The sequence below is a fragment of the Tenacibaculum profundi genome (assembly GCF_057162725.1).
The window spans coordinates 2086109-2111109 of record NZ_CM169894.1 but is presented as its reverse complement, the minus strand read 5'-3'; the positions used below and the strand labels follow the sequence as shown (position 1 = coordinate 2111109).

General features: G+C 30.4%; 24 protein-coding genes. 14 read left to right on the top strand and 10 right to left on the bottom strand.

The window, feature by feature from the left end:
* Positions 1–8 precede the first annotated feature (8 nt).
* On the top strand, positions 9–1046 hold the full coding sequence (locus AC2GW8_RS08605; protein WP_440879466.1) for an aldo/keto reductase: 1038 nt from the start codon (positions 9–11) through the stop codon (positions 1044–1046).
* A gap of 53 nt (positions 1047–1099) precedes the next feature.
* On the opposite strand, the gene trpS is transcribed toward AC2GW8_RS08605, so the two are convergent.
* On the bottom strand, positions 1100–2068 hold the full coding sequence (gene trpS / locus AC2GW8_RS08600; RefSeq protein ID WP_440879465.1) for a tryptophan--tRNA ligase: 969 nt from the start codon (positions 2066–2068) through the stop codon (positions 1100–1102).
* 187 nt (positions 2069–2255) lie between these two features.
* Between trpS and AC2GW8_RS08595 the strand changes: the two genes are divergently transcribed.
* On the top strand, positions 2256–3023 hold the full coding sequence (locus AC2GW8_RS08595) for a lysophospholipid acyltransferase family protein (protein WP_440879464.1): 768 nt from the start codon (positions 2256–2258) through the stop codon (positions 3021–3023).
* A gap of 240 nt (positions 3024–3263) precedes the next feature.
* Positions 3264–3944 carry a LytR/AlgR family response regulator transcription factor gene (locus tag AC2GW8_RS08590; RefSeq protein WP_440879463.1) on the top strand — a complete coding sequence of 227 codons (681 nt, stop codon included), beginning with the start codon at positions 3264–3266 and terminating at the stop codon, positions 3942–3944.
* A gap of 266 nt (positions 3945–4210) precedes the next feature.
* Here the strand turns inward: AC2GW8_RS08590 and AC2GW8_RS08585 are convergent, their stop codons facing one another.
* The gene (locus AC2GW8_RS08585; protein ID WP_440879462.1) at positions 4211–4681 is read right to left on the bottom strand and encodes a CYTH domain-containing protein; all 471 of its coding nucleotides are present in this window, start codon (positions 4679–4681) and stop codon (positions 4211–4213) included.
* Positions 4682–4833: 152 nt separating this feature from the next.
* Here AC2GW8_RS08585 and porZ point away from each other — a divergent pair, with 152 nt between their 5' ends.
* The 4 genes from porZ to AC2GW8_RS08565 are packed head-to-tail and all read left to right on the top strand — an operon-like array spanning position 4834 to position 10655.
* Positions 4834–7158, top strand: coding sequence for a type IX secretion system anionic LPS delivery protein PorZ (gene porZ / locus AC2GW8_RS08580; protein ID WP_440879461.1), 2325 nt, complete (start codon positions 4834–4836; stop codon positions 7156–7158).
* Positions 7158–7880, top strand: a complete 723-nt coding sequence (gene recO, locus AC2GW8_RS08575) for a DNA repair protein RecO (protein WP_440879460.1) — start codon at positions 7158–7160, stop codon at positions 7878–7880. The genes porZ and recO overlap by 1 nt, the downstream gene beginning before the upstream one ends.
* Positions 7881–7887: 7 nt before the next feature.
* Positions 7888–10371, top strand: a complete 2484-nt coding sequence (locus AC2GW8_RS08570; RefSeq protein WP_440879459.1) for a TonB-dependent receptor — start codon at positions 7888–7890, stop codon at positions 10369–10371.
* 5 nt (positions 10372–10376) lie between these two features.
* Entirely contained in the window at positions 10377–10655 is a 279-nt protein-coding gene (locus tag AC2GW8_RS08565) for a DUF3817 domain-containing protein (RefSeq protein WP_440879458.1), read from the top strand.
* Positions 10656–10683: 28 nt separating this feature from the next.
* On the opposite strand, the gene AC2GW8_RS08560 is transcribed toward AC2GW8_RS08565, so the two are convergent.
* From AC2GW8_RS08560 to AC2GW8_RS08530, 7 genes are all read right to left on the bottom strand, one after another.
* Positions 10684–10923, bottom strand: a complete 240-nt coding sequence (locus AC2GW8_RS08560) for a MoaD/ThiS family protein (RefSeq protein ID WP_440879457.1) — start codon at positions 10921–10923, stop codon at positions 10684–10686.
* A 109-nt stretch (positions 10924–11032) separates the two neighbouring features.
* A complete protein-coding gene (gene glpQ / locus AC2GW8_RS08555; protein ID WP_440879456.1) occupies positions 11033–11944 on the bottom strand; it encodes a glycerophosphodiester phosphodiesterase in 912 nt (303 codons plus the stop codon).
* A 649-nt stretch (positions 11945–12593) separates the two neighbouring features.
* On the bottom strand, positions 12594–13007 hold the full coding sequence (locus tag AC2GW8_RS08550) for a helix-turn-helix transcriptional regulator (RefSeq protein WP_440879455.1): 414 nt from the start codon (positions 13005–13007) through the stop codon (positions 12594–12596).
* A gap of 2 nt (positions 13008–13009) precedes the next feature.
* Positions 13010–13177 (bottom strand): hypothetical protein, encoded by a 168-nt coding sequence (locus AC2GW8_RS08545; protein WP_440879454.1) that lies wholly within the window; start codon positions 13175–13177, stop codon positions 13010–13012.
* 324 nt (positions 13178–13501) lie between these two features.
* Positions 13502–14089, bottom strand: coding sequence for a GNAT family N-acetyltransferase (locus tag AC2GW8_RS08540; RefSeq protein ID WP_440879453.1), 588 nt, complete (start codon positions 14087–14089; stop codon positions 13502–13504).
* A 485-nt stretch (positions 14090–14574) separates the two neighbouring features.
* Entirely contained in the window at positions 14575–16473 is a 1899-nt protein-coding gene (locus AC2GW8_RS08535; protein ID WP_440879452.1) for an amidophosphoribosyltransferase, read from the bottom strand.
* A gap of 75 nt (positions 16474–16548) precedes the next feature.
* The gene (locus AC2GW8_RS08530) at positions 16549–17475 is read right to left on the bottom strand and encodes a PfkB family carbohydrate kinase (protein WP_440879451.1); all 927 of its coding nucleotides are present in this window, start codon (positions 17473–17475) and stop codon (positions 16549–16551) included.
* Positions 17476–17731: 256 nt separating this feature from the next.
* Between AC2GW8_RS08530 and AC2GW8_RS08525 the strand changes: the two genes are divergently transcribed.
* From AC2GW8_RS08525 to AC2GW8_RS08495, 7 genes are all read left to right on the top strand, one after another.
* Entirely contained in the window at positions 17732–18157 is a 426-nt protein-coding gene (locus tag AC2GW8_RS08525) for a SufE family protein (RefSeq protein WP_440879450.1), read from the top strand.
* Between the two features lie 10 nt (positions 18158–18167).
* Entirely contained in the window at positions 18168–18488 is a 321-nt protein-coding gene (locus AC2GW8_RS08520; protein ID WP_440879449.1) for a DUF59 domain-containing protein, read from the top strand.
* A 2-nt stretch (positions 18489–18490) separates the two neighbouring features.
* Complete coding sequence (locus AC2GW8_RS08515; protein WP_440879448.1) at positions 18491–18997, top strand: DUF2480 family protein; 507 nt, start codon at positions 18491–18493, stop codon at positions 18995–18997.
* 445 nt (positions 18998–19442) lie between these two features.
* Positions 19443–20270 (top strand): DUF3078 domain-containing protein, encoded by an 828-nt coding sequence (locus tag AC2GW8_RS08510; RefSeq protein ID WP_440879447.1) that lies wholly within the window; start codon positions 19443–19445, stop codon positions 20268–20270.
* Between the two features lie 156 nt (positions 20271–20426).
* On the top strand, positions 20427–21383 hold the full coding sequence (locus tag AC2GW8_RS08505) for a hypothetical protein (protein WP_440879446.1): 957 nt from the start codon (positions 20427–20429) through the stop codon (positions 21381–21383).
* A 203-nt stretch (positions 21384–21586) separates the two neighbouring features.
* Positions 21587–22342: an SDR family NAD(P)-dependent oxidoreductase gene (locus tag AC2GW8_RS08500; protein WP_440879445.1), complete on the top strand. Its 756-nt coding sequence runs from the start codon at positions 21587–21589 to the stop codon at positions 22340–22342.
* Positions 22343–22797: 455 nt separating this feature from the next.
* Positions 22798–23937 carry an ATP-binding protein gene (locus AC2GW8_RS08495; protein ID WP_440879444.1) on the top strand — a complete coding sequence of 380 codons (1140 nt, stop codon included), beginning with the start codon at positions 22798–22800 and terminating at the stop codon, positions 23935–23937.
* A gap of 195 nt (positions 23938–24132) precedes the next feature.
* Here AC2GW8_RS08495 and AC2GW8_RS08490 read toward each other — a convergent pair whose 3' ends face one another.
* Positions 24133–24894: a cyclase family protein gene (locus AC2GW8_RS08490; RefSeq protein WP_440879443.1), complete on the bottom strand. Its 762-nt coding sequence runs from the start codon at positions 24892–24894 to the stop codon at positions 24133–24135.
* Between the last annotated feature and the right edge of the window lie 107 nt (positions 24895–25001).

The window sequence follows — 25001 nt, the reverse complement described above, 5'->3', positions numbered from 1 at the left end:
AAATAGAAATGAAGTACATAACCTTACCGAATACAGATATAAAAGTCTCTAAAATTTGTCTTGGAACAATGACCTGGGGAAATCAGAATACCGAAACCGAGGGGCATGAACAAATGAGTTACGCTTTGGATCAAGGTGTTAATTTTTTTGATGTAGCTGAACTATATCCCGTACCAGCTAATGCTAAAACATATGGTGATACGGAGAGGATTATTGGGACTTGGTTTAATAAAACAAATAATCGGGATAAAGTAGTTTTAGCTACAAAGATAGCTGGATCAGGAGATTATACAGCTCACATACGTAAGGATGGTTTTAGTAAAAAAGCAATTAAAGAAGCGGTTGAAGGTAGTTTAAAACGTTTACAGACAGACTATATCGATTTGTATCAATTACATTGGCCAGAAAGAGGAGTGAATTGCTTTGGAGTACGTGATTATCCCTATAAGACATCTGCAAAAGAGGCAGAAAATCATTTAGAGATATTAGAAACATTAAATGATTATGTAAAACAAGGAATTATAAAGCATATTGGCTTGTCTAATGAAACTCCATGGGGAACTATGAAGTATTTACAAGCTTCAGAACAGCACAATTTACCAAGACCAGTAACGATACAAAACTCATACTCATTGATACACCGTGCTTATGAGTATGGAATGTCAGAGGTGTCATTGCGAGAGAATATAGGATTATTGGCCTATTCTCCTCTTGCTTTTGGAGTTTTATCTGGTAAATATTTAGGAGGTAATAAACCTCAGAATGCTAGGGTAACATTGTTTCCAAATTATAATAGATACTCTTCTTCTCAATCATTAAGGGCTGTTGAAAAATATCAAGAAATCGCTCAAAAAAACGATTTAACATTAGTAGAATTATCCTTGTCTTATGTTAATCAATTACCGTTTGTAACAAGTAATATAATTGGCGCAACGAAAATGAGTCAATTAAAAGAAAATATTAATTCAATACATATTGAATTATCAAAAGATATTTTAAACGAAATTGAATCAGTACATCGCTTGATGCCTAATCCTGCTCCATGATATACTAAAAATATAAAATTAAAAAGGCAAGAACTAAATTCTTGCCTTTTTAATTAGTATCCAATTTTTTTACGAATTCTTTGTAAAACTTCTTGAGCAACTTCCCTGGCTTTGTCTGCCCCGATACTTAAGGCTTTATCAATTTCATGACGATTTTCCATGTAATAATTATACTTCGCTCTAATATCAGCAAAATCATCAATTATTAATTCGTAAAGAGCCTGTTTTGCATGTCCGTAACCATAATTGCCACCTTCGTAATTGGCTCTCATTTCTGCGATCTGTTTTTCATTCGCTAATAACTTATACAAGGCAAAAACATTATCTGTATCTGGATTTTTAGGTTCTTCTAAAGGAGTACTATCCGTTTGAATTCCCATGATTTGTTTTCTTAATTTTTTATCCGGTAAGAAAATGTTGATAACGTTGTTTCTAGACTTACTCATTTTTTCACCATCAATACCAGGAATTAACTTTGTTTCTTCGTTGATTTTAGCTTCAGGTGGAACCAAAGTTTCTCCAATAATATTGTTAATTCTGTTGGCTACATCACGAGAGATTTCCAGATGCTGTAATTGATCTTTACCTACGGGAACAACCTCTGCATCGTATATTAAAATATCAGCAGCCATTAACATAGGGTAGGTAAATAAACCAGTATTTACATCGGCTAAACGATCCGCTTTATCCTTAAAACTGTGCGCTAAGGTTAATCGTTGGTATGGGAAATAACAGCTCAAGTACCAAGATAATTCAGTAACCTCAGGAATGTCACTTTGACGATAAAATACCGTTTTATTAATGTCAATACCACAGGCAAGCCAAGTTGCAGCAACGCTATAGGTATTCTCACGCAGTTGCTCTCCTTCTTTAATTTGTGTTAAAGAGTGCATATCTGCAATAAAAATAAAAGATTCATTGTTAGAGTCGTTTGCCATTTGAATTGCTGGTAAAATAGCTCCCAATAAATTTCCTAAGTGTGGTGTTCCTGTACTTTGAACTCCTGTTAAAATTCTCGCCATGGATTTTTATGTAAAATTATTCAATCTTATTAATCTAAGAAAATAAGCAAACAAATTTTAGATTAAAAAACTAACAAAATTCTTTGCTACTATATTTCTGAGGTTCTCTATTCTTTTGCATTAAAAGAAGATGAGCAAAAGTAAGCTTTAAATTTATCAAACAAAAGAAATTACTACATTCGCAATTATGATACACTATTTAAAAGTACCATTTTTGTTAATTTGGAGAGCATGGTTTTATATTCTAATGTTCAGTACGATATTACTAATGACACCTGTACTTCTGGTATTAACAACTAGAGAAAAATATTATCCCGCTTTTTGGAAGGTCATCAGAGGATGGTCTTTTGTATTAGTATACGGCATGGGGTTTCGTTTGCATATAGAGCGAGAAGAGTACATTAAAAGAAATAAGAGTTATTTATTTATTGCAAACCATACTTCTTTAATAGATCCTTGGATTATGATTATTTTGAGTAAAAACCCAATAGTTTTTGTAGGAAAAAAAGAGCTTGTAAAAATTCCCGTTTTTGGGTTTTTCTATCGCAAAGTTGTTATTATGGTTGATCGAGAGTCTGATAAAAGTAGGAAACAAGTATACCAAAGAGCAAAGCAAAAACTAACGGATGGAATGAGTATTGGTATATTTCCTGAAGGACTTGTACCTGAAGAAAAAATAGTATTGTCCCCTTTTAAAAATGGAGCTTTTAGTTTGGCAATTGAGTTTAAAACTCCTATTGTTCCGCAAATTTATTTTGATTGCAAAAGATATTTTTCTTGGAATATTTTTAAGGGAGGACCTGGCGTTATAAGAATTAAGCAAGCTTATTTTATAGAAACAGAAGATAAAGAAATTAAGGATAGAAAAATTCTCAGAGACCAAGTATATGATCTTATTTTTCATGAACTAAATACTGATGAAAAATATATGAGTGATACATTAAAAGTCATTTAGTGTTTTTTATTAAAATCAAAATAATATTTACTTCTTTTTCTTTATTTAAGTGTCTCATTTTTAAATATTAAATAAAAATAGTATATTTATCGATTCTACTTATGAAAACGTTTTTTAAAATAAAGTAAAAGCCAACCTCGAATAATGTATTGTTCGGTACAATACTGTTTGTGCTGTATTGTAAACGAATCTTATTTGCTCCCCCCTGCATTAAAGTAGTCTTAACTAAGTATAATATAGATGAGTGAATGTATGATAAAGATTGTTTTGATTGATGATACTAATGATGCCGTAGAGACATTTAAGGAAAGTTTAAGGAGATGGAACCCAAATGAAAATTTTGATATTATAAAATGTACTAATTTTTCAAATGCATTAAATGAGATAAAAAAAGTTAATCCTGATGTGGTTTTTTTAAAAAGTCGAAAAATTGCTCAAAAAGAACTTAATTTTATAGATAGCTTGCCAAAAAAAGAATTTCATTTAATTATTTCATTAGTAGTTGGTTATGGTGATTGGAATCCTGTTAGGTTAACTGATTTACCTTTAACAGGAAGAACTGAGAATACTAACTTAACTTATCAGTCAGTAGATAAAATAAATATATCAGCAGATGGGAAGGTTTATTTTCTGAATAGAAGCGATGTTATTTATTTGAAATCTGATAAAAGTTATACGACAATTTTTCTTTCAAGAAAACGAAAAATTGTAGCTTCAAAAACGTTGAAAGAAATTCAAAAAAAATTTATATTTCCAGAATTTTATAGAGTTCATAATTCTTATGTTATCAACCTCAATCATATTGTAGAATACAATCGAGGTTTAAGTGAATTAACTTTAAGCGATGGTACCGTTGTGAGTGTTAGTAGGCGAAAGAAAAACCAGCTTCTGGAAATACTACAATTAGAAAGAAAGTCTTAGTCTTATTTAAAAAAACAGTTGTTAAGTTATTAATTACCAGATATTGTTCGATTTGAGTTGTTTGTTTAAATTCTTCTTCCAAACATAAAAATACTAAAAAACAAGCTATGATCTTTTGTAATTTAGGGGCATCAAAATTAAGGGATTGTGATTTTTAGGGGGAATTCACAGTTTTATTTGGGGAAAGATCAAAAGAGAATTTGATCTTTTCTTTTGTTATGGTTAATTTGTAAAATATGTATTAGGAGGTTACTTCAAAACCAAAATTACCATTTGTTAAATGGCAACTTACTTAAATTTGAGTTATAATATTTTTCATCACCTGTTACTTCTTCTGCTAACCAGTTAGGTTTTATGAAGGGCTCGTTTTCTGAATTAAGTTCAATTTCAGCAACAATCAACCCTTTATTATTTCCTAAAAAGACGTCTACTTCGTATATGTGTGATTCAACTTGTACAAGATATCTTATTTTTTCAATTATACCTTCTTCACATAAATCTAACAAATTTTCAGCATCGGAATAATTTATTTTTTTTTCCCATTCAAAACGAGTTGTACCTTCTATATTTGAGGGGCCTTTTATAGTTAATAATCCAATATTATTTTTTAATCTAACTCGAACAACGCGCTCTTTGTTAGAATTCAAAAAACCTTGTTTTATATGTGTTTTTTTAAATGATTGATTTTCAAAATCTTTTGAAGAGACTAAAAATTTACGTTCAATTTCAAAGGTCATTAAAGTTTAATTTTTGCAAATTTAATACTTTTAGTACCAACAATAGTATTTTTAAATTATAACAAATAAATCATAATAATTGAATCACATAAATTAAAGAATTTTTAATATAAATTTTTATATTGAAGTAAATACTAAAATTAAATTATCAAGTGAGGAGCATACTATTGTTTTTTCTATTTTTTTATAGTAACATGTTCTTTTCTCAAACAGACTTTTCCGATAGCTGGGAAGACTTATTTTCTTATTCTAATGTAAAGAAAATTGTCAAAGCGGATACAAGTATATATGCTTTGACTGATAACGCAATATTTGTATACGACGAAGCTTCTAAAGAAATTAATAAAATATCTTCAATTCATGGATTGTCTGGAGTTATTACTTCAGCATTGCATTATAGTCGTTCTCAGAATCAGTTGGTAATTGGCTATGAGAATGGATTACTTGAAGTTGTTGATAAAGATGGAAGTATAACAGTATTGCCACAGATTGTTAATTTTAATCAGATTGGAGAGAAAAGAATTAATGATATTTTTGAATATAAAAGCAAACTTTACTTAGCAACATCATTTGCTATTATAGAATATGACTTAGTAAAGTTAGAATTTGGAGATACATATTTTATCAGAGCAGGTTCATCTGATTTGAATATACACCAGATTGTTATTAATCATAATAAAATCTATGCGGCTACAGAGGATGGTATCTATTTGGCGAACATAAATAATTCTAATTTAATAGATTTTAATAATTGGTCTAGGGTATTTAGTGGCAACTGTAGCAGCATAACAGTTTTTAATAATTTTGTTTATTTTTCAAGAGAAAAGGAGCTATTTAGAGTTCAAGACTTAGCCATTAACCTTTTGGAAACTTTCACAGAGGAAATTTTAGCTGTAAGAAGTTTTGATAAAAGTATGACAGTTTCATTTGACAATACTGCGGTCGTTTACAACAATCTGATGGAGGTGTCAAAACAAATAAAAGCTAGTGATCAGTTTAATTTTCAAATAAATGAAGCTTTTGAATGGGGAGGGAATGTTTTTTTGGGAACTAAAAATCATGGTGTTTTAAAAACGTTAAAAGGAAATACTTTTCAAGAAATCCATCCGCAAGGACCGATGTATAATGATATTTTTTCAATGGATGTTCATAATAATAATTTATGGCTTGTTTATGGAGGCTACGATTTAACGTATACACCTTCTGGAAGCAGAAAAGGTTTTTCTCATTTTAATGGGCAGACCTGGACAAATTACCCTAATAATTCTAACATCGCTTTTCCAGACTTAGTGTCGGTCAATATTAACAAAAATGAAGAAAGTTCTATTTTTATTTCTTCTTTTGGTGATATTAGCGGAAGTGAAATTAACTCCCCGTTGACAGGTGGGTTATTGAATGTCAAAGAGGGGCGAGTTAATACTTTTTATAATCAGTTAAATAGTTCTCTTGAGGATATAGTAAAGAATGAATTGAACAGAGTAACAATTCGCGTAAGTGGATCAGTTTTTGATAGTCAAGGGAATCTATGGATGACTAATGTAGGAGTATCAAATAGACTAAAAAAGTTGTCATTTAATGGAGAATGGCTTGGTTATGATATTGATTTGGAGGTGGATGCAAATAAAATAGGACTAAATGAAATTGATGTTGATCAATTTAATAATATATGGATTGGTACAAGGGCAAATGGACTTCTCGTTTTTAATGAAAATAATCTTTCAAAAAAAGCGTTAATAGCTGAAGTTAATAAAGGTAATTTACCTAGCAATAATGTTAGAACATTTCGAATAGATAGAAGTGACCGAATATGGATTGGTACCTCTATTGGACTTACAGTATTTAATAATGCATCTGGTATTTTTGATGAAAGTATTTATAATTCTGAACCAGTTGTTATTTTAGACGATGGTATTCCTAAAAAATTATTAGGTGACCAAACGATTAATACAATCGAGATAGATGGAGGAGATAATAAATGGTTTGGTACAGAAACAGGTGGAGTTTTATATACAGATCCAAGCGGTGAAAATACATTAGCTTCTTTTAATAAAGATAACTCTCCGTTGCCTTCCAATAGAATTATAAAAATAAAGGTGGACGATGTAACGGGTAAAGTATATTTTTCAACAGATAAAGGAATGGTAGTTTATAAAAGTGAAGTTGTTCCTTATGGAACGCATTTGGAAGAGGCTTATGCATACCCTAACCCGTCATTAATGAAGGATGCTACTGTGACTATTACGGGTAGAAAAGGAAAAAATCTGCCAAGAGGTACTAATATAAAAATAGTAGACGCATCTGGAAATCTAGTTTTTGAAACAAATGTTTTAGAAGGACAAGAATTTGGAGGAGGAAGAGTTAGATGGAATAAGCGTAACTTGGCTGGTCAGAAGGTAGCCTCAGGAGTATATATCATATTGCTTTCTAATAAAGATAATACAGAATCAACAACCACTAAAATAGCTATTATAAACTAATGCCAATCGTAAAAACTAAAGCAATTGTATTCGGGGCCATTAAGTATAGAGATACAAGTCTAATTGTAAAATGTTTTACTCTGGAGGAAGGGATGAAAACATACATTGTAAAAGGCGTTTTAAAATCGAAAAAAGGAAGGCTTAAAATAGCCTATTTTCAACCCTTAACTCAATTACAAATCGAAGCAAGCCACAATCATAAAAATGTCTTGAATACTATAAAAGAGGCGCAAGTTATATATCCATATAACAGCTTGCATGTCTCCGTTATTAAACAAACTATAATTCTATTTTTATCGGATATTCTCTCAAATATTATAAAAGAAGAAGAAAAAAATATGCCGCTATATATTTATATAGAAACAGCAATGCGTTGGTTGGATACTAATGATAAGGTAGCCAATTTTCATATCGTTTTTTTGATTAATATATCAAAGTATTTAGGTTTTTATCCAGATATGAGTAACATTGATAAAATAGGTTTTGATTTATTAGAAGGAAGTTTTACCGATAAAAAATATCAGCGCTCAGGGATATATGATCTTGAATTAGTTCTTTTCAAAAGAGTTTTAGGCATAAATTTTGATAAATTAAATGAGCTCTCGTTAAATAAAAATGAAAGACAAATTGTACTCAGGACAATGATAAGATATTTTGAATTACATTTGGATGGTTTTAGAAAACCAAAGTCGCTAAGTATTTTAGAAACAGTGTTTAACTAATTAGATAATGAAAGAATTAGTATTTATCATATTTTTATTCTTTGCTTGTTTAGTTTTTTCTCAAAAAATAACAGTTTTTGATGCAGAAACAGGAAAGCCAATAGAATCAGTTGTGGTATTCAATAAAGAAAAATCAAAATCGGGAATAAGTGATGAAAATGGTATTATTGATATTACAGAATTTTCTAAAAGAGAGTTATTACTTTTTTCGCACGTAACTTATGCCGAACATCAAGTTAGAAAGGAGATAATTCTAGCAAATTATAATAATGTCTATTTATCTAAGCACTCGGAACAATTAGATGAAGTTGTACTTTCTGTATTTAGAAGCAAAGAGAAAAGAAATAGAATTGCAGAACAAATAGCATTAATTACTAGTAAAGACATAGCGAAAGTTTCTCCTCAAACTTCGGCAGATTTATTGGCAAGTATACCTGGAATTAAAGTGCAAAAGTCTCAGTCTGGTGGTGGAAGTCCTGTACTAAGAGGTATGGAAAGTAATAGAGTATTATTAGTGGTAGATGGTGTTCGCTTGAATAATGCTATTTACAGAAAAGGACATCTACAAAATTCTATAACTGTATCTCCAAATATACTTGATAGAACAGAAGTGGTTTTTGGTCCTTCTTCAGTCATTTATGGCTCAGATGCTTTAGGAGGAGTTATTCATTATGTTACAAAAACACCAAAACTATCAAAAAATAATGCTGTAGTAAAAGGAGGATTGTTTTCAAGATATAGTTCGGTAAATACTGAAACAACAAATACAATATCAGCGGAATTAAGATTCAAAAAATGGGCATCATTTACAAGTGTTTCTCATAGTAATTTTGATGATTTAAGAATGGGAACAACTAGATCACATGGTTTTGATGATTGGGGTAAAGTTCCATCGTATTCTGACAACTTGAATGGGAACTATGAAGAGGCTCCAACGGTAAACGACAATCAAAATGTACAAAGAAATACGGGATTTAATCAAACGGATGTTCTTCAAAAGTTCTTTGTACCATTATCTAAGCGAACAGATTTAAAGGTAAATATTCAATATTCGACATCTTCAAATATTCCACGTTTTGATAGATTAACTGTTTTGAAAGGAGAGAGTTTAAAATTTGCAGAATGGTATTATGGTCCTCAAAAAAGATTATTAATTTCTCCGCAGTTAGAAATTAATCCTAAGAAAAAATGGCTAGAAAAAGGAGTAGTCACCTTGGCTTATCAAAATATTGAAGAAAGCAGAATTCAAAGAAAATTCGGAAGTCTAGATAAGTCTTTTCGAGAAGAAAATGTAAGGGTATTTAGTGTAAATGGTGACTTTAAAGCGCTATTAGCAAAGAAACGTAATTTGGAGTACGGTTTTGAGATGGTGTATAATGATGTTTATTCTAATTCTTACGGAAAAGTGTTGAATATAGTTGATGGAGTGATTCAAGGGTTCAATGGCGATTTTGCCGTTCAATCAAGATATGCCGATGGAGGAAGTTCGTATTTTAGTTCAGCTTTGTATTTAGGTTATAGACAAGATTTAAATAGTAAATCAACACTAAATACAGGGGTGCGTTTAACCAACACAAACTTAACGGCAAAGTGGCTTGATGAGCAATTTATTCAATTACCTAATAATGATATAGTCCTGAATAACAAGGCCTTAACAGCAACGATTGGTTATGTATATAAACCTAATAGAACATGGCAATTAAATGCTCTTTTATCTTCAGGTTTCAGGTCTCCAAATATTGATGATGTAGGAAAGGTAAGGGAAAAGAATGGGAATGTTACTGTTCCAAATATTGATTTAAAACCAGAGTACGCTTATAATGCTGAAATTGGTATTCAGAAGTATTTTAACGATCGTAAATTTAGAGTAGGAGCAAATGTATATTATACTTTGTTGAATAATTATATTTATAGAACTCCATTTGATTTAACTATAAATAGCGAAGCCAAGACAGGTTCAGAAATTGAATTTGACGGGGAAATAGGAAACGCTGTTGCCAATGTGAATAAAGGAAGTGCATATATAACGGGTTTTACTATTAGTTACGAGGGTAAATTATATAAAAATTTAAAAACATCTGGTTCTGTAACTTATACAAAAGGAGAGAGTTATGATTTGAAAGAGCCAATGTCATCGATTCCTCCATTATTTGGTAACTTTGAGTTAAATTATACTGATAATAGTTTCGAAGCAGGGGCAAACCTTATATTCAATGCTAAAAAGCATATTAAAGATTATAATATCAGTGAAGGAATAGATAATCATGAAGAAACCCCAGTAATAAACCCAGATGCTAAAGATGAGGTTGCTAAGTATTATGGAAGCCCGAGTTGGATGACAGTAGGAGTATTTGGTAGGTATATAGTCTCAGATAGTTTTACACTGCAAGGAAATATTATGAACCTTTTCGATGAGCATTATAAAGAATTTGCTTCAGGAATTTCTGCGCCAGGAAGGAACTTTTCAATAGCTTTGCAAGTAAATTTATAATTCAAATGATCAATTTTTTTAAAATCATAAGTCTTTTGGAAGGACTTTCTTATATTCTGTTACTTTTTATAGCGGTTCCAATTAAGTATTTGCAAAACAATCCTGAATATGTTAAAATCCTAGGAATGCCTCACGGGTTATTGTTTGTTGTTTATATCCTCTTGGCTATTATGTTGAAATATGAATTAAATTGGAAGGGTAAGGACTTTTTAATGGTCTGCTTTTTATCAATTTTACCTTTTGGAACTTTTTTTGTTGGTAAATATTTAAAAGATAATTCTTAAAAGAAATTTCCCTTCACAAAGAAGTCGATTATCCACCGCTTACAGGAGGTATTATAGCAACAATATCATTGTTTTGTAGCTGCTTTTTGTCATCTGCATATGCTTCATTTATAGCAATAGCAAATGAACTGAGTTTATTCATTTCTGGAAATTCAGAAACTAAGTATTTCCTGAATTGAGCTACTGAAATTTCTTTGTCAAATACTAATTCAGAAATGGGATTAACGATCTCGCTTGCTGCACCAAATGCTAGTAGTTGGATTTTCATGATCATAAATTGATAAAAAATTGCGTTGAAATCTAATCGAAATTTTCAACGCATATTTCACGTTTTAAAATACTTTCTTTTCATTAAAGATAAAAGTCAAAGATAGTTATTACGATTTTTCTTTTCTCAAGAAGGTAATCATTTTGTCAGGAAAATCAGTAAATCCTCCATCAATATTGGCCTCAAAAAATAATACATGCATCATCTCTTCAAAAGATGTGAAGTCTTCAAGTTGATCGTGTCTAAAGGTATATGGGTGAACGAATAAATTAAGATTGTGGGCTTTGTTGATTAGGTCTGTGAATATCCATTTTCCATTTTCTTTTTTGTCTAGAATTTGTTTGTACCATGGACCAATACCGTTTGCATAAGAAGAAAAATAGTCTAACCGCTTTATTTTTTCAGTAGATTCGATCAATTGAACAAGTAAAAGTTTGGATTTTAATACCATCCGAGTTCGTTCTAATTCTTTGGCATCAAAGCATTGTAGAATGCATTTGTCTTCTTCTGTTTTGTAATCATACGAAGAAAGAATATCAAGCGTAATTTTAGTGATATCTTTCCCGTTTTTATAATGAAAATTAGGATTTTTAATTTCAGGATAAATTCCAACAAAATTGCCTGTACTATAATTCAGGCCTTGAATTAATTCAATTTCCTGTTGCAATGAATGTAGTTTAAAAGAGGCTTTATTTTTAGGAAAACGATTTGGGTAAAGTTGTGCTCCTGTGGTAGGATTGAATCGTTCGCTTACTTGTAGCTGTAACAATTCATTAAAAGTAAAATCAATCACATAATAACGACCGTCTTCTCTTTTTCTATTTGGGAATATTCGGGCTACATTAGTTACATCATCAAGATAAATATCGTGAATAACAATAGGAACATCATCTTTACTTAAAACCAAATCTTGTTCAATATAGTCAGGAAGCATGGCGTAAGCCATTGCTTTGGCTTCCATTGTATGTTCTGGTAAATAGCCAGAGGCACCTCTGTGGGCGATTACTATTTTAGAATTCATCTTATTATTTATGTTTTCTTACAATCAACACCGAATAATATAAGGTATTAGATTGCAAATGATAATCTTTTTAACAGACATAAAATTCTTTTAAAAGACATTACTATATGTATACAAATGTAATCGAATGGATTAAAAGATAATAATTGGACGTCTTCGATTGTTGACACTAAATTAATAGGGAAATTACATTATACGTTTTTTAATTTTTAATTAAGAATGTTTTTAAAAAACACCTCTTTACCAAAAAGCTTTATATTTTAATTAGAGCAGCGTATAAACAATATAGTAAATCATGCAATATGTACTTATTGTTTTTAAGATAAAGAGGCGTATTTTTTCTAGCAATTTTCCCCTACGATAATCAATGACTGTGATGAGTCATACCAAATGATTTATACGTTTTTAGTTGTTAATCGTTCTTATAAAACCCCATTGAACTTGATAATGCGTTTTTAAAATATTGATATTACATTTCATAAAGCTTTTGGTTTTCGGTATCAAATGTATGTAATAATCTACATACTGACTCATTTAATAGAATGCCTACTTAACTGAATAAGCACGCCGAAAATAAAACTTACTGAAAATTAGTTTGTTAAAATAATAAATCGGTATGCCGATAGATATGTTTAGGTATCCCGAGTATTTAAAAATTAGCTCTTTTTAGATCTAAAAAAGTTATTAACCCTTTCTTCGATTTATTTGAAACACCTAAAGATTTATATATTGCAGTAGTATGAGTTGTAAATGTACTACGAGAGATATTTAATTTTTCAGAGAGATCAGTGTATGATTTTTCAGGATTTTTATAGATCTCAATTATAATCTCTTTTTGCCTCTTGGTAAGATTAAAATTTAGCTCATCCAAAAACTTAAAATCTACTTTTCTATTTCCGTATCGTTTTATCCATAAGGTCTGATAAAAAAAGAATGAACTTAAAGAAATATACCCAATATTATAGATACCTCTTTCCAGAGGTTGGTTGTTTTCAAAAACAATCAATACAATGGGAAATGTAAACAAACTTATAATAGCAATCAACCCCGAATATGATTTCATTTTTAAATAAGTACTCCAAGTTTTATAACTTGAATTAACCATCCAGATTCTAAACTTATAGAACCAGTAGAATGATATTCCAATGGGATATACAAAGAATATAATTCTGCAGATTGATAGATCATTTGTGATGGAGTATAAACATACAAAGCTAACGATATACCAACCACAGAATCCTGTTATAATTCCTCTTACCATACCCTTACTAAATATTTTAATATTATGTGCATAATGTATGTAATAGAAAGAGTAGCAGGAAGCCAAAATTCCGATTGCAAAAGTTATATAATATTGTGATCGAATATCTGTAATAAAACTTCTATTAGGTATAAGTCCATTGGAAATATTATAAAATAGACACAAAATTGATAATATGGTGTATTTGAATCCGAGTTTACTTTTTTTTGAAATAATAAAAAAGAGGGATAATAAAAGTGCAATTATTTGTGCGATAATAAGACTAAATGTCAAAGGATGTAAGTTGGTTCCAAACATTATATTTTCTTTTTCAATATATAAAGAGTTATTTCAAGTTCTTTGTGAACATTAACGATATCAAACCCTAATTTTTTGTATAAGTTTAAGTTTCTTTCATCGGAAGTTTCTAAGTAAACAATATTGTAGTTATGATAATAATTTATTGCTTCTTTAATAATTTTTGAACCAATTCCATTCCCTTGATAATCGTTGTAAACTCCTACGTAATACAGATGTAAAAAATCCTCATTGGGATGATTTTTGTTTATAGCTTTTTCGCGTTGTAATACATTTCTTACATTCTTTATTCCGAGTATATTAAAAAATAAGTTTAATTTCCAAAAAAGAAAAAGTAGATTGATTTTTAAAGTCTTTTTTTTCTCCTTTTTGTTGGTTAGCATTAATAAACAAGCTTTATTATTATCTGATAAAAAAACATCGCCGTTATAATAAGCATTGATTAAAAAGAATTTCATTAGGTTTCTGATTCTTTTTAATTTGTTTTTTCCATTTCTTGTAACGTTTATTATGGATTTATTTTTCTGAAAGGAATTAGTGAGTATATCAGTAACAAGCTCAAAATATTCAGGAGAAACTTTTTTCATTTATTAGTTTTTTCGGTTTGAACGGGCGAAATTACTTAATTTACTGGAAAAATATTATGCTATTTTTTTAAAAGAATATTTAGTTATTCTGATAATATTGTAATTAATACTATCAATGGCGAAAGGTTCACTATTTTTTTGCAATTTATTTAAATAATATAAGTCATTACTCTTGTTTTTATTGTGCTTTTTGACAAGTAGCCTGAGTCAATTCCATTTGAAATGGTATGGTAGTTTTAGAGTGTCTAAAACCAATTAAGCGTTATTTTTTTCATTAACTTAAAATAAGTTAATAGTAAAAACTTAAAAAAGTATAACCTAGTAATGAATAGTTTGTATAAAACAAGAGTTAGTATTTTTTGCGATTCAGTATTATTAAATAACAAAAATTGCTAATTAAAAAGCAACATCTTTTTTAAAGATGTTGCTTTAATATTTTTTAGTAATCCAAAATTTAAGGATTACAGTTTATAAAGGAGCACGAACTAATAAGCTCTTTTGTCATTTCCTTCGTAAAAATTAATAAATGCCTGGTTCACGACTCTATGGCCACCGTTTGTTGGATAATCTCCTGTAAAGTACCAGTCTCCTAAATTATCTGGACAGGCTTTATGCAATCCATTGACTGATTGATATATAACCTCTACTTCTGATTTGATTTCTGGAGTTTTTAACATTTCGGCAATTTTACCTGATATTTGTTCATCTGTGAAGGGAGCATAAATTTCTTTCACGTAATTTATAATAGCATTATCATCATTGTTTTTTTGATCAATACATTTCTGATAAACATCATAAACTATATGATATTGATTCGTTTCTTTAAGAAGCTCTAAAGCTGCTTTAAAGGCAATAAAATCACCAATTTTAGCCATGTCAATACCATAACAATCAGGGTACCGTATTTGTGGAGCAGAGGATACAATAACGATCTTCTTCGGTGCTAGTCTATCCAGTATCTTAATAATACTCTTTTTTAAAGTAGTTCCTCTAACGATACTATCATCTATAATTACTAAGTTGTCTGAAGGTTTAACTACGCCATAAGTAACATCATAAACATGAGCAACTAGATCATCTCTACTACTATCATCTGTAATAAAGGTTCTTAACTTGGCGTCTTTAATGGCTATTTTTTCAAAACGAGGCCTTGCTGATAAAATCTCGGTTACTTTTTCTTTTGAAAGTTTTCCTGCTCCAGCTAAAATAGCATCTGTTTTTTGTTTGTTTAAAACATCCTCAGCAGCTTCCATCATTCCAAAAAATGATGTTTCAGCAGTATTGGGAATATAAGAAAAAACAGTGTTTTTAATGTCTTGATTTATAGACTTCAATACGTCTGGAAAAACATATTTACCAAGATTTTTTCGTTCAGTATAAATGGAAGCATCACTGCCTCTAGAAAAGTAAATTCTTTCAAAAGAACACGATTTCTTTGGCTTTTGCTCTAAAATTGGAGCCATGGTTGTCTTACCACTTTTTTTAATAATTAAAGCATGTCCTCTTTCAATTTCTTTAATAGTGTCGATATTTACATTAAACACAGTTTGGATAACAGGACGCTCAGAAGCCACTACAACAACTTCGTCATCTTGATAGTAAAATGCAGGACGAATTGCAGAAGGATCTCTAAATACAAAAGCATCTCCATGTCCTAGCAAGCCAGCCATAGCATATCCACCATCCCAGTTTTTTGATGATCTTTTTAAAATACGTTGCAAATCTAAGTTCTCTTCAATAAAAGGGGAAGAGTCTTTTTTATTAAGCCCGGCTTTTTTTGCTTCAATATATGTGTCAGCCACCTCATCTTCTAAGAAATGACCTATCTTTTCCATCACAGTTACAGTATCAGTAGATTCTTTTGGATGTTGCCCTAGCTCTATTAGTTCTTTCATTAACTGACTAGAGTTTGTCATATTAAAGTTTCCTGCTACTATCAAACTTTGATGACGCCAGTTACTCTGACGCAAAAAAGGATGTACATTTTCAATACTATTCCCTCCAAAAGTTCCATAACGAACATGACCAAGGAAAAGATTTCCAATATATGGCATGTTTTCCTCTTGCCATTGAATATCGTCAGTTTTATCAGGGTTTTTTTCAAAAATACCATTAATTCGTTCATTTATTTGTCCAAATATATCTTGAATAGGTTGGGTTTTATTTGAACGAATTCTGCTAATGTATCTAGTACCAGGTTCAACATTAAATTTAATACTAGCAATTCCAGCACCGTCTTGCCCACGATTGTGCTGCTTTTCCATTAATAAGTACATTTTATTTACACCGTAAAAAGCAGTACCATATTTTTCTTTGTAGTATTCTAGGGGTTTTAATAATCGCACTAAAGCAATCCCACATTCATGTTTAATAGCATCACTCATTATTTAAAAAGTGTTTAGTTGTGTTTTCTTATATTTTTTAAATAAAAAAATCCGCAGTTAACCCGCGGATTCATTTTATGATAGTTCGATATCAAATTGTGTTAACTCTTTAAATGCTTGCAAACGATGCAGCACTTCTTTTTTTGTTAGCTTTTCCATTCGTTCAGTTCCAAATTTTTCAACACAAAAAGAGGCTAAGTTTGATCCGTAGATTATAGCATTTTTCATGTTTTCAAATGATATGTCTTCTGTTTTTGTTAGGTAACCACAAAAACCACCAGCAAATGTATCTCCAGCACCTGTTGGATCAAATACCTCAGCTAAAGGTAAAGCTGGTGCATAGAACATTTTTCCTTCGTTAAACAAAATGGCTCCGTGTTCTCCTTTTTTGATAACAACAAACTTAGGTCCCATCTCATGAATTTTTTTAGCTGCGTTTACTAACGAATATTCACCACTTAGTTGTCTAGCCTCTTCGTCGTTAATAGTTATTACATCAACACGTTTTAAAACCTCGTGTAAGTCATTTAAAGCGATATCCATCCAAAAGTTCATCGTATCCAAAACGACCAGTTTTGGGCGTTTACTCATCTGGTCAAGAACAGAAGCTTGTGTTAAAGGATGAAGGTTTCCTAACATCACGATTTCAGCATCTTTAAATTCTTGAGGAACAATAGGTTTAAAGTGTTCTAAAACATTTAATTCAGTTACTAGGGTGTCTCGAGAGTTCATATCATTATGATATTTTCCACTCCAAAAAAATGTTTTACCATCTTTTACAATTTCAATACCATCTGTGTTAATCCCTTTACTTTGCATCATATCTAAGTATGATTGAGGGAAATCTCCACCAACCACAGAAACCACTCCCGTAGTGACTCCAAATTGCGAGGCAGCCAAACCCACAAAAGTTCCAGACCCCCCTAAAATTTTATCTGTTTTACCAAAAGGAGTTTCAATGGCATCAAAAGCTACTGTACCAACAGCTAATAGTTTACTCATAGTGTTAATTGCGCGTCTTTATTCAAATAGGTCGTTTTTATCAAAAATATTTTAAATAAAAATACGTTGTTTGATCAACTCAATATTACCTATTTGATAGATCTTTGTTATACTTTGTCTGTATTCTTATGAATACCTTACAAAAATTAATATTTCGGTTTACTTTATTAATATAAAGCATAAAAATGCCTTTTTTTGTCGTAATTTTGCTCTTTGAAACAAAATTATTTTGACTGTGCAAAAATAGTTCTAAAAAATGACTATCAAAGAAATACAACAAGAAATTATTGATGAGTTCTCTATGTTTGAAGATTGGATGGAGCGATATGAATATATAATTGAGTTAGGGAGATCATTACCGTTAATCAATGAATCATACAAATTGGATGAAAACTTAATTAAAGGTTGTCAATCTAAAGTATGGTTACATTCTGAGTTAAATCAAGACAGGGTTCAATTTTCTGCGGACAGCGATGCCATTTTAACAAAAGGAATTGTGGCACTTTTATTGCGAGTTTTTTCAGAACAATCGCCCAAAGATATTTTAGAAGCAGATACAGAATTTATCAATGAAATTGGTTTAAAAGAACATTTAAGTCCAACAAGAGCAAATGGGTTGGTATCAATGGTAAAACAAATTAAATTATATGCTTTGGCTCAACAAGCCAAATTAGCAAAATAATATTTTAGTCATGACAGAAGATAAACTTGAAGAGTTGGGAGATAAAATAGTACGTGTTTTAAAAACTATTTTTGATCCTGAAATTCCAGTCGATATTTATGAATTAGGGTTGATCTATGATGTTTTTGTGTCGGAAGAAAATGATGCGAAAATATTGATGACGCTTACTTCTCCTAACTGCCCTGTAGCTGAGACATTGCCAGTTGAGGTAGAAGAGAAAGTAAAAACATTAAAAGAAATTAATAATTGCGAGGTAGAGATTACATTTGATCCGACCTGGACACAGGAAATGATGAGTGAAGAGGCTAAGCTTGAATTAGGACTTTTATAGAAATGAGTGATGAAATCATAAATAGGGTTGCGAAAAGCCCGCTTCAAACGATTGATTTAGATGACCTTTATCCAAAAGGGAAAAGAATTGTTTTTGATATTAAAGATTGGCTTTATGAAGGTCTTATTCTTAGAGAAAAGGAATTTAGGACCTGTGTTAAAGATCATGATTGGAGTCAATATAAAAACTGTTATGTGAGCCTTACTTGTAGTTCTGATGCTATAATTCCATCTTGGTCGTACTTGCTCTTGGCAACCATGTTAACTCCTTATGTTAAGAAAGTGGTGGTTGGTGATTTAGAACTTTTAGAAACGATCATCTTTAACGAAATTATAGCTAATTTAACTATTGAAAATCTGAGAGATAAGCCTGTAATTATTAAGGGGTGCGCTAACCAGGCGATACCTCCTTCAGCATATACTTTTTTAATTCAAAAGATTCAACCAGTAGCAAAAAACATTATGTTTGGCGAAGCTTGTTCTACGGTACCTTTGTTTAAAAGAAAATAAAGAGGTATAACAATGGATTATGGGTAACTAAAGTAATTATAACTTAGTTTTTATAAATTGAATCAGCGCTAATTTTAGCATATTAAAAAATTTTTAGGTCTAATTTTTTGTTTACTTTTTAAGAGTCCAAACTTCGATAAAGTAAAATACTAATCAATAAAAGATTTTTTAGATAAACTTTCTTCATAGTTTTACCCTTTTTATTGGATGTAACCATATTATCGAATAAACCGATGATCATTACATACTAAACTTCATTACTTAAGGAAACTTGATCCTTATAAGGATACGTTTAAAAGAACAGTAATTACTATAGAAAGAAAATAATAGTTGATTTAAGATTGAATTATCTTTTCATAAAAAGGTGACTTTTTCAAAATAACGTTGTCTTAAGCTAATGAAAACAGTTAGATTTGTGTGTCTAAAAATCAAAAAGGATATTAATATGAAAAAATTATTAGCTATTACAATTTTATTAACGGCAATGACCGTTAAAGGCCAAGAGGCGACAGAAGAAAAAAAAGAAGGATGGAAAAAAAGCGGTGTTGTTACTTTTCTATTTAACCAATCCGCATTTAACAATTGGTTAGCTGGAGGAACCGATAATATATCAGGAACGTTAGGATTAAACTATGATTTTAATTATGCTAAGGGTGATTGGACTTGGGATAATAAAATTATAGCATCTTACGGGTTAACGAAGTTAGATTCAGAACAAACTCAAAAAACAGATGACCGTCTTGAATTTAATTCTGTAGTTGGTAAGAAAGCTACTGAAAACTGGTACTATTCTGCATTTTTTAATTTTAAAACTCAAATGTCTTCAACAGATGTAGGTGGTGTACAATTATCTCATTTTTTTTCTCCAGCGTATTTTCAGTTTGGACCAGGTATGTTGTGGAAAAAATCAGATAACTTAAAAGTGAATATTGCTCCAGCTACTTCGAAACTAATAGTACTGAGTTCTGATTTAGCTCCAGCATTTGGAGTTGATTTAGGAGAGTCAACGCGTTATGAGATTGGTGCTTCTATCAATGGTTATTACAAGTTTAATATAATGGAAAATGTATCGATCGAAAACATACTAAACTTATATAGTAATTATATCGAGGAAGCTAAAAATATTGATATTGATTACACGATGAATGTGATTATGAAAATCAATAAATACTTATCAGCGAACTTAGCATTACAAGCAATTTATGATGATAACGCTTTTGAAGGTTTTCAAACCAGAGAAGTTTTTGGTTTAGGAGTTAATTATAATTTCTAATAATACATCTTAAAAAGATAAAAAAAGAGCTGTCTACAATTGTAGATAGCTCTTTTTTATTATGCTGTGAGTTACTTTTTTTCGTAATTATCTTAAATAACTAATTTTTTGGCACGTAATTTGAAATTATCAAATTGAACCACAAAATGGATGTTTATGAATCGTTTTAAATTACTATTTACATTATTGATAGCAGTAGGAGTTTTAAGCTCATGTGTTTTTGTTAGTGAAGATCGAATAGTTACTGATATTCCTGTTGAAGGTGGTATTTCACTTAATGAATTAATTTCTAGTTACGATTTATGGTATGTAGATTATCATAGAACAGAGGGTAATGGGGATGTGCCGTTTGTTTCAAAGGCATTTACCTTGTCCTTTTTTAATGGAAGGATGTATGCGAATAATAATATTGTTGATGTAGGAATGACAGGAGATGGATTTGGTCTACAAGTAGGCAGGTATGGAGTATTCAATACAGTTTTAGAGACGCAACATAGTTTGGATGGAAATTATGATTTTGAAGTAATTCAATTGTCTAGTAATGAAATAAGAATTGATTATTTATCTCAAAATGTTAGTTATTACTTAGTCGGCTACCAAAGAGACAGGTTTGATTATGATAAATTATTTTATGATAATATAGAGTACTTTTTACAAGAATATGTGGCTTGGGAAAGAATTGATTCTGAAGGTGGAGTCCCAAATGCCTTTGATAGAGAGCATTATTTACAGTTTACACCTCAAGATGATGTAACATTTTATTCATCTCAAGATCCATTTGGCATCAATATTGACCGTATTGCTTGGGATTTTGTTGGGCTTTATGAAGTGGCAAATGTAAGAGATACTGATAACCTTAAAATTTTAACACTTAATTATGAAGAGGGCGATACTGAGGTATTTGAATTGCGCGTTATAAACTCAGAGACCGTAGCCTTGTATCACATAAATTCAGAAACGACATATACTTTTGCAGGAAGAGGTTTCATAAGGCATCTTAGAAATAATGGCAATCGCACATCTAAAACGAGTTCAAATACTATTTCGAAAAGTAACGGAAGGAAAAGATCTAAAATAGAAAGAAAAACAATAGAAAGAAGAAATTTACAATAAAGTTTGGTTAGTTGATTTTTGGTTGGTTATAATTCAATAGCCAATTGAAAAACCGTCCCAAAGGGGGCGGTTTTTCTTTTTTTAATATTTGATTTGATAAAATATATATATTTTTTATTAAATTCCTCTTTAAATCAGCATTTTAATGAATCTAGATAGTTTCATATATTGGTTTTTTAAAACTAAAATAGATATTTATAATAATGAGAAAAACAGCTTTTATAACCGGAGCAACTTCTGGAATAGGCGAAGCTACCGCGAGATTATTTGCTAAAAGTGGTATTAATTTAGTCATTTGTGGAAGACGTGCTAAGCGTCTAGAATTACTGAAAGAGGAGTTAAGCAATTATTCAGAAGTACAAACACTTTTGTTTGATGTACGCTATCAAAGTGAGGTTCAAAAAGCTTTTGAGACCTTGCCTGACGATTTTAAACCCATCGATATTTTGATAAACAATGCAGGAAATGCCCATGGATTAAGTCCAATTCAAGAAGGAAGTCTTGATGATTGGGACGCTATGATTGATGGGAATGTAAAGGGTCTATTATATGTAACAAAGATGATTATTCCTGAAATGATAAAACAAAAACAGGGTTTCATTCTTAATATAGGGTCTATTGCAAGTAAAGAAGTTTATCCAAATGGTAATGTATATTGTGCTTCAAAATATGCTGTAGATGCCTTGAATAAAGGGATGAGAATTGATTTGAACCAGCATAATATTCGTGTAGGAGCAATCCATCCAGGGTTAGTTGAAACTGAATTTTCAGAAGTTCGATTTAAAGGAGATAAAGATAGAGCTAAAGGTGTATACCAGGGTTACAAAGCACTTCAACCAGAAGATATAGCAGACATAATTCACTTTGTTGTTACGAGACCTTACCACGTTAATATTGAAGATTTAATTGTATATCCAACGGCGCAAGCTAGCGCTACAATTTTGAATAAAAATGGATAAATGTTTCAACGTTATGAAGGGTGTGTTTTTTAGAAATAGCGGATTAAAAGTTGTAATAACTTAAAAATAAGTGGTTTAATTAGGTTTTGTTTAGGGGTGGCTTTACTCTCATTGATTACATTAATACTGGTAATGGCTGTCTTGTAAAGAGGTTACTTCAGAAAGGTATAAAGAAATATAGTATATTTAAGTAAAAACTCAATTAGTGTCTAAGTGATCTAGTATTCAGTATAATATAGAAGTTAAGTCGAAAGTATTTAATAATTTTATTGGGTACATTTTTAAGAGTGTATAGTAAATATTGAAAAATTTACATATCAACTGTTTATGCTTATTATAAAGACGATCAAGTCCAAATAAATAATCTGTTATGATTTATAGCTTTATAATTGAAATAAAAAAAGATAATCAGTTCGCTTTATTTGTAGAGAGTCAAGGATATAAATTACCCTAATATGATTAATAAAAGGCTTTTAATAAAAAGTTTACTTTCAAAAAATGATGAGAATAGCTTTTATGATAAGAAACAAAAGCTATCTCTACAATCAAGAGAAGGTAAAGCAAAGTTTGTGAAACATGTTTGTGCGTTATCAAATTCGAATCCTGATAATAATTCCTATATAGTAATAGGTGTACAGGATGAGGAAAATAAAATTATTGGAGTTGATTTTTTTGATGATAGCAAGATTCAAAACTTAGTCAATGCATATCTTGTCAACCCACCCAAAATTAGTTATGAAAATGTTCATTTTCCGAGATTGCCTCGTTATAAGGTAATTGGATTAGTTACTATTTTTCCAAATAAGGAGGTTACCTCATTATCAAAAACAGCTTGGAAGTACCCCAAAAACACTATTTTTTATAGAGTAGGTAGTAATTCTTTACCTGTTGAAGATGAATTAATTTTAACAAATACTAATAAGCCTATTGTGGAAGCTATTGAAAAACATGCAAGAAATAATATAGAGCTTACTTTAAATGGGGTCTTTGACTTTTATAATCGACATAAGAAAGAGTATAACCCACAATATAAGGTTTTTAGTGAACAATTTGTTTTGTGTTGGGCTGGTAAAAAATCCTTAGTTAACGGAGAAGAATATTTTTCGAGGGTGGATATAGAGTTGATTAACGAGCAAGTTAGGTTGTTTTATTCAGATTTAGATGAGGTGAAAATTTCGTTTAATGAAAACTGTTTTATCATTACCGAATATATATTACTTGGTATTGATAAGGAGTATAAGTATTATCCTTTAGAGAAAACGATTATTAATTTCAAGGAAAATGGACGACATGATATTGCTACAGAATTTTTGTTTAAACCTCCCCAATTTGACAGAAAGGCATTGCATCATATTTATAATAGTAATAACTCGCTTGTTTCTAAAATAGAAAAAAAAATACCTTTATCAGCAATGGAGCGTGAAGATCTTCTCAAAATACCTACATCTTATCTTATCTGTTATATAAATGGCTTTTCAGAAGCTGCTGAAAAATTAAAAAAAGTTAAAACTTATATCCGTAGCTTGGAGAGAAAAAAGACATATATAGAATACAAAGAAGTTTTACGAGTTATTCGTAAGGTAAAATATAATTAAAAACTAGCTTTAGAGATTATTTACCGTATTAAAATTATACTTCTTTTCAAGTTTAGTTTTAGAAATAAGAAACTTTATGAACCGCAATAATATTAAAATTTTAACGATGTCGATTGTTGGTTACTATTTATGTTTATTAATCGATTTCTTTTTTCGATGGCCTAAAAGACAAGTAGGATAGCTGTTTTTAAATATTTAATCAAGCATGGCAACTACTCTTGCAGGTGCAGCTGAAGCACCAACAATTTTTAAAGGAAAAACAGCAACTTTAAATCCTGATAGAGGTAATGCATCAAGATTTACTAATTGTTCCATGTGACAATACTCCTTATTTTTTCCAACCAAATGAGCCTCCCAGAATAACTCTGGATCATTGGTTTCTTTCGCTTTTTTAATTAGGTAGGGAAGAGGTAAATCCCATCCCCAAGCATCAATACCCATTATTTTGATTCCTTGATCAATTAACCATTCTGTTGCTTCTGCACTCATTCCTGTCCCTTTTTTATGAAAGTCCTTTGTTCCATTAAACTTATCACGACCAGTTTTTATTAAAACAATCATGTTTTCTCTTAATGCCAGTTTGTTTTTTGATAGGTATGTTTTGATATCCTTAACTGTAATTACTTCAAAATCAGGCTTGTGCTTCATGTCAATAACAATGCCTTCTCCAAAGCACCATTCCAAAGGAATTTCATCTATAGTTTTTGATTTTTTTCCATTTGTTGTAGGTGAGTAATGCCATGGGGCATCAATATGCGTAGTAGAGTGAACACCCATTTTTTGAATGGTGTCGTCAGCCCAGCCAGAAAATCCTTTGGGAAATAATTTAAAAGGGAGTCCTAAAAAACGAATCAACCATTTTGCTTTTTTATGCGGTTTATGCTTAATTTTTACCTTCATAAACCAAGGATCTTGTTTGTTGTTTTTTATGGGTTTTGATAGATCAATGATTTTCATCTAATAAAATTTAGTTAGGATCAAAAATAATTTAAAAATGATAATCAAAGATTGAATTTTAATATAGATAAAAAAAACCTTACAGGTGTAAGGTTTTACTATTGATA

Bases quoted from the DNA above. Each gene is read 5' to 3' on its own strand.
- AC2GW8_RS08605 (WP_440879466.1), top strand. From the start codon at position 9: ATGAAGTACATAACCTTACCGAATACAGATATAAAAGTCTCTAAAATT.
- trpS (WP_440879465.1), bottom strand. From the start codon at position 2,068: ATGGCGAGAATTTTAACAGGAGTTCAAAGTACAGGAACACCACACTTA.
- AC2GW8_RS08595 (WP_440879464.1), top strand. From the start codon at position 2,256: ATGATACACTATTTAAAAGTACCATTTTTGTTAATTTGGAGAGCATGG.
- AC2GW8_RS08590 (WP_440879463.1), top strand. From the start codon at position 3,264: ATGAGTGAATGTATGATAAAGATTGTTTTGATTGATGATACTAATGAT.
- AC2GW8_RS08585 (WP_440879462.1), bottom strand. From the start codon at position 4,681: ATGACCTTTGAAATTGAACGTAAATTTTTAGTCTCTTCAAAAGATTTT.
- recO (WP_440879460.1), top strand. From the start codon at position 7,158: ATGCCAATCGTAAAAACTAAAGCAATTGTATTCGGGGCCATTAAGTAT.
- AC2GW8_RS08570 (WP_440879459.1), top strand. From the start codon at position 7,888: ATGAAAGAATTAGTATTTATCATATTTTTATTCTTTGCTTGTTTAGTT.
- AC2GW8_RS08565 (WP_440879458.1), top strand. From the start codon at position 10,377: ATGATCAATTTTTTTAAAATCATAAGTCTTTTGGAAGGACTTTCTTAT.
- AC2GW8_RS08560 (WP_440879457.1), bottom strand. From the start codon at position 10,923: ATGAAAATCCAACTACTAGCATTTGGTGCAGCAAGCGAGATCGTTAAT.
- glpQ (WP_440879456.1), bottom strand. From the start codon at position 11,944: ATGAATTCTAAAATAGTAATCGCCCACAGAGGTGCCTCTGGCTATTTA.
- AC2GW8_RS08550 (WP_440879455.1), bottom strand. From the start codon at position 13,007: ATGAAATCATATTCGGGGTTGATTGCTATTATAAGTTTGTTTACATTT.
- AC2GW8_RS08540 (WP_440879453.1), bottom strand. From the start codon at position 14,089: ATGAAAAAAGTTTCTCCTGAATATTTTGAGCTTGTTACTGATATACTC.
- AC2GW8_RS08535 (WP_440879452.1), bottom strand. From the start codon at position 16,473: ATGAGTGATGCTATTAAACATGAATGTGGGATTGCTTTAGTGCGATTA.
- AC2GW8_RS08530 (WP_440879451.1), bottom strand. From the start codon at position 17,475: ATGAGTAAACTATTAGCTGTTGGTACAGTAGCTTTTGATGCCATTGAA.
- AC2GW8_RS08525 (WP_440879450.1), top strand. From the start codon at position 17,732: ATGACTATCAAAGAAATACAACAAGAAATTATTGATGAGTTCTCTATG.
- AC2GW8_RS08520 (WP_440879449.1), top strand. From the start codon at position 18,168: ATGACAGAAGATAAACTTGAAGAGTTGGGAGATAAAATAGTACGTGTT.
- AC2GW8_RS08515 (WP_440879448.1), top strand. From the start codon at position 18,491: ATGAGTGATGAAATCATAAATAGGGTTGCGAAAAGCCCGCTTCAAACG.
- AC2GW8_RS08510 (WP_440879447.1), top strand. From the start codon at position 19,443: ATGAAAAAATTATTAGCTATTACAATTTTATTAACGGCAATGACCGTT.
- AC2GW8_RS08505 (WP_440879446.1), top strand. From the start codon at position 20,427: ATGAATCGTTTTAAATTACTATTTACATTATTGATAGCAGTAGGAGTT.
- AC2GW8_RS08500 (WP_440879445.1), top strand. From the start codon at position 21,587: ATGAGAAAAACAGCTTTTATAACCGGAGCAACTTCTGGAATAGGCGAA.
- AC2GW8_RS08495 (WP_440879444.1), top strand. From the start codon at position 22,798: ATGATTAATAAAAGGCTTTTAATAAAAAGTTTACTTTCAAAAAATGAT.
- AC2GW8_RS08490 (WP_440879443.1), bottom strand. From the start codon at position 24,894: ATGAAAATCATTGATCTATCAAAACCCATAAAAAACAACAAACAAGAT.